Source organism: Salipaludibacillus aurantiacus (assembly GCF_900111295.1).
In the GTDB taxonomy this organism is placed as follows: Bacteria; Bacillota; Bacilli; order Bacillales; family Salisediminibacteriaceae; genus Salipaludibacillus; species Salipaludibacillus aurantiacus.
Map to the genome: position 1 here is coordinate 20792 of NZ_FOGT01000023.1, position 14197 is coordinate 34988.

At 43.8% G+C, this 14197-nt stretch carries 12 protein-coding genes; 7 read left to right on the top strand and 5 right to left on the bottom strand.

The annotated features are described in order from the left end of the window. Positions 1–136: 136 nt before the first annotated feature. Entirely contained in the window at positions 137–910 is a 774-nt protein-coding gene (locus tag BMW59_RS19575) for a Cof-type HAD-IIB family hydrolase (protein WP_093055771.1), read from the bottom strand. A gap of 179 nt (positions 911–1089) precedes the next feature. On the opposite strand from BMW59_RS19575, the gene metA reads away from it, so the two are divergent. The 3 genes from metA to BMW59_RS19590 all read left to right on the top strand — a co-directional run bounded on the left by metA (position 1090) and on the right by BMW59_RS19590 (position 5064). Further along, the gene (gene metA, locus BMW59_RS19580; protein WP_093055712.1) at positions 1090–2004 is read left to right on the top strand and encodes a homoserine O-acetyltransferase MetA; all 915 of its coding nucleotides are present in this window, start codon (positions 1090–1092) and stop codon (positions 2002–2004) included. 115 nt (positions 2005–2119) lie between these two features. Beyond that, positions 2120–3577: an alpha-amylase gene (locus tag BMW59_RS19585; protein WP_093055714.1), complete on the top strand. Its 1458-nt coding sequence runs from the start codon at positions 2120–2122 to the stop codon at positions 3575–3577. Between the two features lie 77 nt (positions 3578–3654). Then, the gene (locus BMW59_RS19590; protein ID WP_093055716.1) at positions 3655–5064 is read left to right on the top strand and encodes a sodium/glutamate symporter; all 1410 of its coding nucleotides are present in this window, start codon (positions 3655–3657) and stop codon (positions 5062–5064) included. 108 nt (positions 5065–5172) lie between these two features. Here BMW59_RS19590 and BMW59_RS19595 read toward each other — a convergent pair whose 3' ends face one another. Continuing rightward, entirely contained in the window at positions 5173–6534 is a 1362-nt protein-coding gene (locus tag BMW59_RS19595; RefSeq protein ID WP_093055718.1) for an aspartate kinase, read from the bottom strand. 652 nt (positions 6535–7186) lie between these two features. Continuing rightward, positions 7187–8830: a glutathione ABC transporter substrate-binding protein gene (locus tag BMW59_RS19600; RefSeq protein ID WP_093055719.1), complete on the bottom strand. Its 1644-nt coding sequence runs from the start codon at positions 8828–8830 to the stop codon at positions 7187–7189. A gap of 438 nt (positions 8831–9268) precedes the next feature. Here BMW59_RS19600 and nikC point away from each other — a divergent pair, with 438 nt between their 5' ends. The 4 genes from nikC to BMW59_RS19620 are packed head-to-tail and all read left to right on the top strand — an operon-like array spanning position 9269 to position 13149. Further along, positions 9269–10165, top strand: coding sequence for a nickel transporter permease (gene nikC, locus BMW59_RS19605; protein ID WP_093055721.1), 897 nt, complete (start codon positions 9269–9271; stop codon positions 10163–10165). Positions 10166–10180: 15 nt separating this feature from the next. Next, positions 10181–11101, top strand: a complete 921-nt coding sequence (nikB, locus tag BMW59_RS19610) for a nickel ABC transporter permease (RefSeq protein ID WP_093055723.1) — start codon at positions 10181–10183, stop codon at positions 11099–11101. A 31-nt stretch (positions 11102–11132) separates the two neighbouring features. Continuing rightward, positions 11133–12170 carry an ABC transporter ATP-binding protein gene (locus tag BMW59_RS19615; protein ID WP_093055725.1) on the top strand — a complete coding sequence of 346 codons (1038 nt, stop codon included), beginning with the start codon at positions 11133–11135 and terminating at the stop codon, positions 12168–12170. Then, a complete protein-coding gene (locus tag BMW59_RS19620; protein WP_093055727.1) occupies positions 12136–13149 on the top strand; it encodes an ABC transporter ATP-binding protein in 1014 nt (337 codons plus the stop codon). The genes BMW59_RS19615 and BMW59_RS19620 overlap by 35 nt, the downstream gene beginning before the upstream one ends. A 47-nt stretch (positions 13150–13196) precedes the next feature. Here BMW59_RS19620 and BMW59_RS19625 read toward each other — a convergent pair whose 3' ends face one another. Both BMW59_RS19625 and BMW59_RS19630 read right to left on the bottom strand, forming a co-directional pair. Next, positions 13197–13568: a hypothetical protein gene (locus tag BMW59_RS19625; protein WP_143051263.1), complete on the bottom strand. Its 372-nt coding sequence runs from the start codon at positions 13566–13568 to the stop codon at positions 13197–13199. Next, positions 13565–14197: an FMN-dependent NADH-azoreductase gene (locus BMW59_RS19630; protein ID WP_093055731.1), complete on the bottom strand. Its 633-nt coding sequence runs from the start codon at positions 14195–14197 to the stop codon at positions 13565–13567. Before BMW59_RS19630 ends, BMW59_RS19625 begins: the two co-directional genes overlap by 4 nt.

The window sequence follows — 14197 nt, forward strand, 5'->3', positions numbered from 1 at the left end:
GAAAGCCCCCAGAGGACTGACAAATCCATTTAAAATGACACATCGGCCCTCTTCCCCTGGATGGAGAATGTAATGATAATTAACAGGGACAAACCAAAAAAATAAGCTGCTTCACAGAGGAAGCAGCAGACTTAAATTATAATAACCCCATATGTTTTAAACCATGTACAATGCCATCATCATCTACATCTTTTGTTACAAATCCTGCCGCTTTCTTCACTTCCGGCAAAGCATTTCCCATGGCCACACTGTTATCTGTAAATTGAAGCATTTCTAAATCGTTTGGACCGTCACCGAAAACATACACATCTTCTCTTTTCATGTTCAGTCGATTCATCACAGCTTCAATACCTTTCGCTTTCGAACCTCCCGAAGGCAGAACATCCGTCGAGAATTCATGCCAGCGGATGAAATCAAACGCTTCAAACCTTTCCTCATAAGGCTGCTGCTCATCTGCTGTACAAAATAATAACGCCTGGTATATTTCCCGTTCTTCTAAGTAGGCCGGATCGTAAGCAGGATGTTCAAACTTCAGAGAGCCAATACTCGTTTCAATATGAGGGTGGTAAGGGATATTGGCTTTCATATCTTCATGATCCATATAAACAACAGGGTGGTCACTCTCTACCGCTGCCTCAGTAAAACGGGCTAATTCCTTCTTGTTTAGAGGATTTCTTACAATAGGATCGCCCTCTAATGCCACGTACTGGCCGTTAAAGCTTATAAAAGTATAGATTCCGAGCTTCTCGCGCAGCCTTTTATACATAAAAGGCGCCCTTCCAGTAGCTATAGCCACATAATGCCCCTCGTTTTTCAGCTGTTTTACCGCCTGTTCTGTTGTTGCAGGCAACGCCTTATCATGGTCGAGCAAGGTCCCGTCAATATCAAAAAAAATCAGTTTTTGTCCCATTAATTTCCTCACCTTCTCCTCTCCTCTGATGCAATGCCCTCATTATAAGTGAATTTCCTCACATGAGGCAAGACTTCATGTGGTCTTTCAGGCAAAAACCATTGTAGATTTTGTTTCAACTGTTATAATAATGTTTATGAAAATTCTAAACGTTCAAACATGTGCAGGAGGTGTTCCCAATGCCAATTAATATACCAAAACAACTGCCGGCCGGAAAAGTCCTTGAAAAAGAGAATATATTCATTATGGATGATGAACGGGCAGTTACACAGGATATTCGTCCTTTAAATATCGTCATCCTTAACCTTATGCCTGAAAAGCAGAAGACTGAGGCCCATCTGCTGCGGCTCTTGGGGAACTCCCCCCTACAGGTAAATATTACCTTTCTTAAAACAGTGACATATGCGCCAAAAAATGTCAGCCAGTCCCATATGGAAGAGTTTTATGCTGACTTTTCCAGCATCCGTCACCGGAAATTTGACGGAATGATCATTACCGGGGCACCAATTGAACACTTTCAGTTTGAGGAAGTGAAATATTGGGAAGAGATGACAGAAATCATGGATTGGGCAGATGAGCACGTCACATCCATTTTGCATATTTGCTGGGGAGCCCAGGCTGCACTTTACCATCATTTTGGAATTAATAAGTTTCCACTGCGTGAAAAATGTTCAGGCATTTTCCGCCATCGCATTTATAACGGTGACAAGCATATTGAACTCCTCAGAGGATTTGATGATGAATTTATTGCGCCCCATTCCCGTTACACTAACCTTCCAGAAGAAGAACTGCGTGACCATGAAGAACTGGTACTTCTCGCCTCTTCAAAAGAAGCAGGTCCTTTCCTGATTATGTCGAAGGACGGCAAGCATATTATGGCTACCGGTCACTTGGAATACGATACAACCACGCTTAAAGAAGAATATGAGCGGGATTTGGACCGCGGGTTAAGCGTACGTATTCCAGCCCATTATTTCCCGAATAATGACCCTAACGAAGAGCCGCTTAACAGATGGCGCTCCCATGCTCACCTGCTCTTTTCGAACTGGCTCAATTATTACGTGTACCAGCAGACACCTTTCGAATGGGAATAGCCCCTTTTGTGAGCCAAAGGATTAGACGTGCTTCTATCGCCTTTTCACTTTAGTACTTTGCTTTAAAAAAGTCCATTGTATATGTTTTAAAATAAAACGAAACAGGTGATAGACTATGACAGAGCGTAATCGTACGATGATGCAGTTCTTTGAGTGGCACCTCGCTAATGACGGGGATCACTGGAACAGGCTCGCAATGCTTGCTCCAGAACTAAAGAAGCATGGAATAGATTCTGTATGGATCCCCCCTGCTGCAAAAGCAATCACGCAGGCTGATAACGGCTATGGGATTTATGACGGATATGATTTAGGAGAGTTTGATCAGAAAGGGACCGTCAGAACGAAATACGGAACTAAAGATGAACTGCTTAAAGGCATAGACGCCTGTCACGAGGAAGGGATCAGCGTATATGCCGATGTGGTTATGAATCATAAGGCTGGCGCTGACGAAACTGAAATTTTCCACGTCATTGAAGTCCATCCCGACAACCGCTATGAAGAAATTTCGGACCCGTTTGAAATTGAAGGATGGACGAGGTTTCACTTCCCCGGCCGTCAGGGGGAGTATTCAGCTTTCACCTGGCATTTCTATCACTTTAATGGGACTGATTATAACGATGCAGAAGACGAAACCGGGGTGTACAGGATTCTAGGCGACCATAAGCATTGGAACGAGCAGGTCGATGATGAGTTCGGCAATTATGACTATTTAATGTTCGCTAATATTGATTATTATCACCCTGAAGTAAGAGATGAAATGATGTACTGGGGGAAGTGGTTTGCCGAAACCACACGTGCTGACGGATACCGTCTTGACGCCATTAAACACATAAACCATGAATTCATAGCTGACTTTGTCGCTGAAATGCGTGAGGAGTTTGGAGATGATTTTTATTTGGTAGGGGAATTCTGGAATCCGGATTTGGAGGCTTGCCAGAATTATCTGGATATCGTAGATTATCAAATTGACCTGTTCGATGTCCCTCTCCACTATAACTTTCATGAAGCTTCACATGCAGGAAGAGATTATGATTTAAGCCGAATTTTTGAAAATACTCTGGTCGGGACGCACCCCGACCATGCTGTCACTTTCGTGGACAACCATGACTCACAGCCTCATGAAGCTCTTGAATCGTGGGTTGAAGACTGGTTTAAACCTCTTGCCTATGCTCTTATCCTCTTACGCCTGGACGGGTTTCCGTGCGTGTTTTACGGGGATTACGTTGGAATAAACGGCGACCATCCTATTGCCGGAAAAAAAGAGCTTCTTGATCCTTTAATGGATGCCCGGTACCGATACGCGTATGGAGAGCAGCATGATTATTTTGATCATGGCAATACGATTGGCTGGGTTAGGCTCGGCGATTTGGACATTCCTGGTTCAGGATGTGCGGTCGTCTTATCCAATGGTGATGACGGCCATAAGGAAATGTTTACAGGGGAACACCGGGCTGGAGAAGTGTGGACAGATATGACCGGCAATATTCCGGATGCGGTCCATATTGATTCAGAAGGCTACGGTGATTTCCCAGTGATAGGCGGTACGGTGTCTGTTTTTATAAAACAAGACTAAAATTGTGTGTAAAAATCTCTTAATCTGTCTTCTGCTTCCTTGTTTTTGGGTACTATCACCCTAAGGAGGGAAATAGAATGACTGCTGAACAAATTGGTTTTGCTTTTATTATTTTGGGTCTTTTTATCGTTATTGGAAAATGGATCCGGGTTTATACCCCATTATTACAACAGCTTTTTTTACCATCATCTATTATTGCAGGGATTATTGCCTTACTGGTCGGTCCAGAAGTGCTTGGGCGGATAGTCGGGTTATTCACCGCAGAGGATAATATATTTACCCAAGGGCTGATCAATGCAGCAACCCTTGAAGTATGGGGAACACTGCCCGGGTTATTTATTAATATTGTCTTCGCTACGTTGTTCCTTGGTAAATCTTTGCCAAGTTTAAGTAAAGTATGGCACATCGGGGGTCCCCAGGTGGCCATGGGTCAAATGGTTTCCTGGGGTCAGTATGTGATTGGCCTTCTGCTCGTACTGCTTGTTTTGACGCCCTTCTTTGGCGTAAACCCTTTAGCTGGCGCACTGATCGAGATCAGTTTTGTCGGCGGTCACGGAACGGCAGCCGGCCTCGGGGGCACGTTCGCTGAATTAGGATTTGAAGAAGGACAAGACCTCGCTGTAGGTCTGGCAACGGTCGGTATTCTTACCGGTGTTATCGTTGGTATTGTGCTCATTAACTGGGGGGCACGCTCAGGACGGGCTAAACACGTCGGCGGAGCGGCTAAGTTCTCCAGTGCCGGCCGAAACGGGATTGTAGAATTAGACAACCGTGACTCCGGCGCTGATATGACGACACGCCCGGAATCAATTGAACCTTTATCTCTTCATCTTGCCTATGTAGGAATTGCTATTCTGATCGGCTGGCTCCTGCTTGAAGGCCTTATTCTTCTGGAAGCTTTTACATGGGGAGCATGGACAGACACTTACTTAATGATTTATGTGCCGTTATTCCCCCTTGCCATGGCAGGAGGAATTATTACCCAGGGCTTCTCGGATAAATTCGACAAATTCAGGATTATCGACCGGAAGATGATTAACCGGATCGGCGGATTCTCGCTTGATGTCCTGATCATCAGTGCGTTAGCGACTATTTCTTTAGCCGTGATCGGAGAAAATATTGTCGCATTCGTCTCTTTAGCGGTAGCAGGTATCATCTGGAACGTCTTTGCTTTCCTTGTACTTGCTCCTAAAATGATCCCCTCTTACTGGTTTGAGCGTGGAATAGGGGATTTTGGGCAGGCAACAGGTATTACGGCTACGGGGCTTTTATTAATGAAAGTCGCTGATCCGGAAAACAAAACGCCTGCTCTTGAAGGGTTCGGGTATAAACAGATTTTATTTGAACCGTTTGTAGGCGGCGGTCTCTTTACGGCAGCATCCCTGCCGCTGATTTTCCAGTTCGGCCCGACAGCTATCCTTATTTTATCTACTATTGTCACGCTTTTCTGGTTAATTTTCGGTTTACTGTATTTTGGAAGAAAATAGGTTAATAGGTTCTTGCATGAGGGTCTGAGCGGCTCGTTTCCGCCAGGCATTTAAAAAGGATCTGCCCTAAAAAGTTAAACTTTTAAGGGCAGATCCTTTTATTGCTTGTTACTGTTTCACCGGAGTGAAGTACGCATGGTACAGACTATGAACCGCCAAGTCTGCCTTATCTGCATCAACTCCGAACATCATGCTTACTTCGGATGATCCTTGGTTTATCATTTTAATATTAACTCCTGCTTCCGATAATGCGGCTGTAGCCATCGAGGCAACGCCTACCGTCTGGTACATCCCTTCACCAACTACCATTACCATTGCCAGGTCACGTTCTACCTGTACATCTTCAACGGACAGTTCAGTCCGGATCCTATGGAGAATCCTTTCTTCCTTGCCGTTCTTCAACTGGTGGTCCCGCAAGATAACTGACATATTGTCAATGCCCGAAGGTGTGTGCTCAAAAGAGACCCCTTCTCCTTCCAGTATTTCCAGTAGATGCCTTCCGAAGCCTACTTCCCTGTTCATTAAATACTTTGTAAGGTTAATACTTAGAAATCCTTTATCGCTTGCAATTCCTACTACCGGCAAACCTTCATGGGAACGATCAGAGACGATTCTTGTCCCTTCAGCTTCCGGATGGTTAGTATTCTTAACACAGACCGGAATTTTTTTCTTTACGACAGGCTGCAGGGCCTCATCATGAAAAACTGAAAAGCCTGAATAGGCGAGCTCCCGCATCTCCCGGTAAGTTATCTCTTTCATCTCTTTTGGATACTCTACTAAATTTGGGTTCACACTGTAAATCGAATCAACATCGGTGAAGTTCTCGTAAACTTCCGCTTCAGTCCCTGCGGCGACAATAGACCCTGTTATATCAGAACCTCCTCTTGGAAAGGTAACGATATGGCCCATTTTTGAATAACCGAAAAACCCGGGGATCACAAGAATACCGCTGCGGTCTCTTAATTTAGACAGCTCCTCGTATGCTTCCGGCAATATTCTCGCATTCCCCGGCTCGTCTGTAACTATGATTCCTGCTTCATCCGGAGACACATAATGGGCCTCTTCTCCAAGCTGGTTAAAAAAAGCTGCCATAAGCTTGGCATTCTGATTTTCCCCGCTCGCCTTCAAAGCGTCCAATAATCTGTCCGGGTCATCTTTATATGACGCAATTAAATCTTTTAAATGGCCTTCAATTTCTGATAATAATCCGCGGTCCAGATTAAGTTCTTCCACAATATCTGCAAATCGTTCCACGACTTGTGATAACGCGTTTTCCTTATTGTTACCTTGGATAACCTCATTAGCCAATGTAATCAGCAAGTCAGTTGTTTTAATATCATCCGTATTTCTTTTTCCCGGGGCCGATACAACTACTACCTTACGCTGTTTATCAGCTAGAACTATATTAGCAACCTTCTTAAATTGAGTTCCATTGGCCAGCGAGCTTCCTCCAAATTTAACTACTTTCATCTGTCTAAAACTCCTTCTGCACAGTAATTTTGTCCTCTCTAAAAATACAATTGTGTTTTATCAGTAGAAATGTAAAATAAGTATACTAGATTCATCTTCTCCCGGCAATAGATAGAGGTAGAAAATCAGCTGCTTCAATTTCTTTCTGTTGTATTTGATGTTTTTGAGAACTATTTAAGGAGGTTTAGTCACCGTGCGGTCCTGCAGTACCTGGCTAGAAAACGGAGGCACAAACGCACGGCACCTGTTTTTGGGGGTATTTTATGCAGTTTCTGGATCCTTTCCCAGGGTTTACTTAACGTATTAAGATGAGGATGGACTTACTGATTTGCCGTCGGACTTATCATATGAGGCGAGGCAGTCTAAACCTCTTTGTTAGATGCACTCCTTCCCGTGATTTTATGCGCTTCCGAAAGCAGCACGACACCCGAGTGGCCCATATACCCAGAATATGAGACAGGCCTTACAAACTTAATCTACTTTATTGATGTTTCCCCTCTCTCCTCACTAGTGATGCAGTCCTCCCGGCCGCACCGCTTCGCATTCAAACTGCGCACAAGACTGGCTGCTCAGTGTATACTGTTTCTTCCGATTACCCGCACATAAAAAAACGCCTGGAAGCATAAGCTTCCAGACGTAGAACTTAAAGTGATTAGTTTTCAATAGTGACGTCTTGCAGCTGGTACAATCCGTTTGGATGTTTCCAGAAGCCTTCAACTTCGTCACGAAGCCCTACAAGATAAGTTGTGTGGTATAAGTAAAGCATAGGTGCTTCCTCAACGAGGATTTCCATTGCCTGCTTATAAAGGTCTTCACGTGTTTCAGGGTCTGCTTCCTGACGAGCCTGGTCTAACAAGTCATCCAGTTCATCATTTGCCATGAATGAACGGTTACCTGCAGAACCTTGGTTGTTAGAGTGGAATAAAGCATACATACCATAGTCAGCGTCAGCTGTTACAGTAACCCAGCCAAGAATAAACATATCGTGTTCACCTTCAGCTGTGTTATCGAGGTAAGCGCCCCACTCAAGTACTTCAATTTCCACGTCGACACCGATAGCAGCTAAATCCGCTTGAACTAGTTCAGCGACGTCCATACGCTCACGGCTGTCGTTTGTCCAGATTGTTGTAGAGAAGCCATCTTCGTAGCCTGCTTCAGCAAGAAGTTCCTGTGCTCTCTCAGGATCATAAGGAAGTCCTTCAACGTCATCAGTGAAGCCGAATACCTGCTCACCGATCGGTCCTACCGCAGGAGTTGCCGTACCTTCCATAACCCCTTCAATTAAGTTGTCTTTGTTGATTGCCATAGAAATCGCTTGACGGACTTTAGGATCGTCAAACGGCTCTTTCTCCATGTTAAAACCGATGTACGATAAGCTTAAGCTTTCCTGTTCATACACATTAATGCCATCAGTATTATTAATGCGGTCTTTATCACTTGGGCTTACCGGGTAGATAATATGTGCGGCGCCAGTTTCCAGCTCACCGACACGGGTAAGGTCTTCAGGAACCACTCTGAAGGTGACAGAATCAACCTTTGCTTCTTCTCCCCAATAGTCTTCGTTTTTAGTAAGTACGACTTCATCGCCCGGGCTCCAGCTTTCAAACTTGAAGAAGCCGGTACCAACAGGGTTTTCATTAATATGGTCGCCAGGCTGACCGCCGTCCTCCATATTTGCGTAGTCTTCTTCAATACTTTCCATACTCATAATTCCGCCGCCGGTATGGGCTAAGTGTGAAGGAAGCGGAGCGAACGGATATTCAGTCTGGAATTGGACAGTATAATCATCTACTACGATAACTTCCTCGATCATTTCATATAAGAAAGCACGCGGTGAAGCCACATCCGGATCACGGACACGGTCGAAGTTTGCTTTAACAACTTCGGCGTTGAACTCACTCCCGTCGTGGAATGTCACATCCTCACGAAGTGTCAGCTCCCATAGATCCTCTTCAACAGCTTCCCACTCTGTAGCTAAAAGTGGTTCAACTTCTCCCTCTTCGTTTTGAGTAAGAAGAGATTCATAGATGTTTGTTTGCACGTTACTTGAAGGCACATCATTTGAACCGTGCGGGTCCATTGCTTCAGCATCAGAAAGAGTAGCGATAATAAGATCATTCCCCTCTGCTAATTCTTCTGCTTCTCCTTCACCGCCATCATTCTCGGCGGCGTTATTTCCGTTGTTGTCCGGATCAGCTGTTCCACCGTCATTATCCGGCTCACTTGCACATGCGGCAAAAGTCAAAAGCATAGATAATGACAAAAGTCCGGCTTTAATAGACTTACTTTTAAACATGTTGTATCCCCCTTAAATATATTTTTATAAAATACTGCTATTTATAAACTACAACAACCGTCCTAAAAAAACAAGACGGAAAAATCTTAAAATTTAAATTTTTGGAATATATAATTTCACCACTTTAAAGAGACAAAGGGAATTTGTCTTATTTTGGCACTCAAAGATACTCTGTTATCGGATTATAAGCGGTTTTGACGGACCGGCTCGAATAAAGTATAATTTTATTCATATTACTGTATGAATATAGTATTCTTTAAAATTATAAAAAACCTTGTGAAAAATTGAAAGAATGATATAATTTCCCCGTACTCGCTTTTTATAAACGTATTTGCAGCTTAAATTTTTAGAATATTCACCTTTTACTAAGAGTTGTGAACTATTTCCTGTATATTCATATTTAAGTATTTCTATTAAATGAAAGAGAGGTTTAAGAGTATGGCAGAAACAACAGTTAATGCGTCGACACAAGAAACAAAACGTATTAATCCGCAGATTGAAAATATGAAAACGATGTGGAGGAAGCTGAAAACGAACAGGATTGCTATGGCCGGCGGTATACTGATTTTATTCTTTATTGTCGTCTCCATAATTGGCCCTTATTTTACAAGCCTGGATCCTAACGCACCGGACGTCAGCAGCCGTTTACAGGGACCATCCTCTGAACACTGGTTCGGTACCGACCACCACGGCAGGGATATTTTCACCCGGATTATCCACGGGATGTCTATCACTTTGTATATCGGCTTCTCTTCTGTAGCAATTGGAATGGTTGTCGGAGTGCTGATTGGTATCATAGCCGGGTATTACGGGAAACGTACAGACGCTATTTTAATGCGTATTATGGATGTTTTTCTTGCCTTCCCTGGTATCCTTCTTGCTCTCGGGATTGTGGCTGTATTAGGCGGAAGTATTAATAATGTTATTATCGCGATAGCCATTTTCTCAATACCTGTATTTGCGAGGATTGTAAGAGGATCTACCCTGGCCGTTCGAAAACTGGAGTATATTGATGCAGTCAGAGCATTGGGTGCTTCTGATTTCCGAATTATTTTCAGACATATATTACCGAATATTTTGTCTCCTATTATTGTGCAGGCGACACTTAGAATAGCCACAGCCGTATTAACAGCGAGTGGACTGTCCTTCCTGGGGCTCGGGGCTCAGCCGCCTACTCCTGAATGGGGCGCCATGCTCGCAGCGGGAAGAAACTATATGTGGGAACATCCTCATATTGCTCTGTTCCCCGGCCTGGCAATCGTTGCAGTTGTATTAGCTTTTAACTTATTTGGTGATGGCGTACGGGACGCTCTCGATCCAAAAATTAAATCGTAAGAGAGGTGAAGCCCTTTGTTAGTTTACACAATTAGACGTTTATTTCAGACCATTCCTGTTATTATAGGCGTAACTTTAGTTGTATTTTTTATGATGCACCTCATACCGGGTGATCCTGCTCAAATTATTGCCGGTGAACGGGCAGATGAAGCACAAGTTGAACAGATGCGTGATCGTCTCGGATTAAACGATCCGTATTATGTGCAGTATACGAGATTTGTTACTGACGCCGCTCAAGGCGACCTTGGAAATTCCGTTCGAAGCGGACGGGCTGTAAGCAGTGAAATCGGTGCAAGATTCTGGATTACTGTGGAACTGGCATTTTACAGCACGTTGTTAAGTATTTTTATAGGGTTAATTGCCGGTATTGTTTCGGCCACAAGAAGGAATTCATTTTTGGATATGTTTATTATGATATTTGCTTTATTCGGTTTATCGATGCCTAACTTCTGGCTCGGCCTGATGCTTATCCAATATTTTGCTTTAAACTTTGACTGGCTTCCTGTCTCAGGCTGGGGTTCTCCTCAACAGCTGCTTCTCCCTGTTATTACTTTGGGAACTGCCGGCGCGGCTATTATTGCGCGTATGACACGGTCTAGTATGCTTGAGGTCATTCACCAGGATTATATTCGGACAGCACGGGCCAAAGGAGTTAAAGAACGGTATGTTATCTATAAACATGCGTTAAGAAACGCGCTTATTCCTGTTGTAACTGTCGTTGGTCTGCAATTCGGTGTCCTGCTTGGCGGGGCTGTACTGACTGAGACCGTTTTTGCCATTAACGGACTGGGCAGATTTGTAGTCGAAGCCATCCGAATGCGTGACTTCCCTATTGTTCAAGGCTCAGTGCTTGTATTAGCAATGTTATTCGTTTTTGTTAACTTCCTCGTAGATATTTCCTACAGGGTGCTTAACAAGCGAATTGAATTAGATTAACGGACACCGTAACTGAAAGGTGGGAAAAAAGTTGGGAAACCCGAAAACAATTATAGATGTTAATGAGTTACAAACTTCATTTTTTACGAGTAAAGGCGAAGTGAAAGCAGTTGATGGCGTGAGTTTTGATGTGCCCAGCGGAAAGACTCTCGGGATTGTTGGAGAATCCGGATCAGGTAAAAGCATTACCTCTCTTTCCATCATGCGGCTCCTTGAAGACCCGGGAAAAATAAAAGGCGGGAAGATTACTTTTCAGGGGGAAGACCTTTTATCCAAATCGGAAAGTGAGATGCGCCGCATCAGAGGGAACCGTATCTCTATGATTTTCCAGGAACCGATGACTTCCCTTAACCCTGTTTTTACAATTGGAGACCAGATTGCTGAATCTTATATGATTCATGAAGGTCTTTCTAAAAAAGAAGCTCTGAAAAAATCATTGGGAATGCTGGAACTCGTTGGAATTCCATCTCCTAAAGACCGGTTGAAGGCTTACCCTCATGAATTATCAGGCGGTATGCGTCAGCGGGCAATGATTGCGATTGCCCTTGCCTGTAACCCTGAACTGCTTATAGCGGACGAGCCTACAACAGCACTTGACGTAACGATTCAGGCGCAGATTTTAAGGCTGATTAACAATCTGCAGGAAGAGCTCGGCATGTCGATGATGCTTATTACTCACGATCTCGGTGTTGTGGCAGAAACCTGTGATTACGTGGCTGTCATGTATGCCGGTAAAATTGTAGAGTACGCCGATGTGGAGACGTTATTTAAATCTCCAAAACACCCATATACAGTCGGCCTGCTTAAATCTCTGCCGCGACATGATATTGACCAGGATGAACTGGAAGTTATTAAAGGGATGGTTCCAAGACCGGATCAACTTCCGCAGGGCTGCCGCTTTGCACCAAGGTGCCCGTTTGCGAGAGACCTATGCAGAGACCATTTGCCTGCTTTAGATAATATTGATGATAAAAACCAAGTCCGATGCTGGATTTATTCAGAAGAATGGGACGGACCGGAGGTGAATGTACAAGATGACTACGGAACTGCTCAAAGTAAACAATCTTAAACAATATTTCCCTATAAAGGGAGGAATTTTCGGCCGCAGAGTTAACGACGTAAAAGCGGTTGACGATGTCAGTTTTGCGGTAAAGCCTGGTGAAACGTTAAGTATTGTGGGGGAATCCGGCTGCGGGAAGTCAACGACAGGCAGAGCCATTCTTCGCCTTGATGAGCCGACTTCAGGCGAAGTGACGTTCCAGGGAAAAGATTTGCTGTCTTTAAGTAAGTCAGAAATGAGAAAAATGCGTAAAGATCTGCAAATTATTTTTCAGGATCCATATGCTTCCATTAACCCTCGTCAAACTGTACGTCAGGTCTTAAACGAAGCAATGGAGATTCAAAATGTCCTTCCCAAAAATAAACGGGAAGACCGTATGCTTGAGCTTATGGAAACAGTGGGACTTGGAGCACACCAGCTGGACCGTTTCCCTCACGAATTCAGCGGCGGACAGCGTCAGCGAATCGGGATTGCCCGGGCACTGTCTGTTGACCCTAAACTGATTATTTGTGATGAGTCTGTATCGGCTTTGGACGTGTCCATTCAGGCTCAGGTTCTGAACCTCTTGAAAAAGCTTCAGAAAGAACTGGATTTAACTTATTTATTTATAGCGCACGACTTAGGGGTGGTACGCCATATCTCTGACCGTGTACTCGTTATGTATCTTGGGAAGGTTGTCGAGATTGGCGATAAGAAATCACTATTCGATAATCCTAAACATCCTTATACGAAAACATTGTTATCGGCGATTCCTGTTCCTGATCCGACGAAAAAGAAGGAGCAGATCATCCTTAAAGGAGATGTGCCTTCACCAATTAATCCGCCTTCAGGCTGCCGCTTCCATACACGCTGTCCATTTGCGACTGACAAGTGCATAGAAGAAGTACCTGACCTGCGAACTTCTCCTGAACATATGGTGGACGGCCACCAGGCAGCGTGCCACTACATTGAAGAAATTGAATCAGGCGAAATGAAGCCTAACTATTAAACAATTCAAGCCCGGTAACGGAAAATAAATTCCGTGCCGGGCTTTTCTTAATGAAGACTGTCAGCTAACTTTTCTTCAAAATATAAGATTCTCGTTTTCGTCTCAAAAGGGGTGTCTACTTCTTCAAACTCTACGTCATTTTCTTCAATTGCCTTAACCGCTTCCTGGGGAGAAATAGTATTATCAATCATCCCGTAGCCAGTTAAATAAGTCAGCTCTGTCAGTACAAGAGCATCATAAATTTCCCCTTCTCTTTCTACGTTTTCAACAAGTCGGCTCTTTTCAGCCACAGGTATAATGACTTCATGGAACGTAAGTAGTTCCTGATCATCGAGAAAAAGTTTTGTATGTTTTGCCCCTGCAGCAAGAACGTTTACTTTTACGGGAGTTTTTAATGGATAATAAAATACTTTCATCATTCCCTCCCCCTTTCACCGCTTAAAGCAAGTGTTTCAGCTAATTGACTTGCCTGTTTTTTTGATTTCATCAGCCGGTCATTTACTTCCTCAGGAAAAGTACTTGTTCCTTCTATGAAAAGGTGATAATAATCTTTGATGCCTGTAAGCCCGAAAATTGTCCTTAAATAGCTGTCGCCGTGTTCTAAGAATTTCAGCGGGCCTTCTGAATAAACGCCTCCTCGTGATTGGACGTGAACCATTTTTTTATGCTGCATGAGCCCTTCAATTCCAGCTTCAGTAAAACGAAATGTTTTCCCGGGAATGATCAGATGGTCCACATACGCTTTTACTTGCGAAGGAAAACTCATATTCCACAAGGGTGTAACGATGACTATTATATCCGCCTTTAAAAACTGCTCTACGTAAGGATTCGAAACAGATTCTTCTTCTCCTGAGCCCTCTCCGTGCCGTTCCCAGAGCGCTAATTCTTCTCTCTTTAACGGCGGCAAATCTGCATCAAACAAATCAAGCTTTTCCACTTTTTCTGCCGGCCGGTGTTTTAAATATTCAGCCAGAAAATAGTCTCCCAGCTGCAAACTGTACGACTCCTGCACTTGTTTCGGGTTTGCTGTTACAAATAATAGACTCAT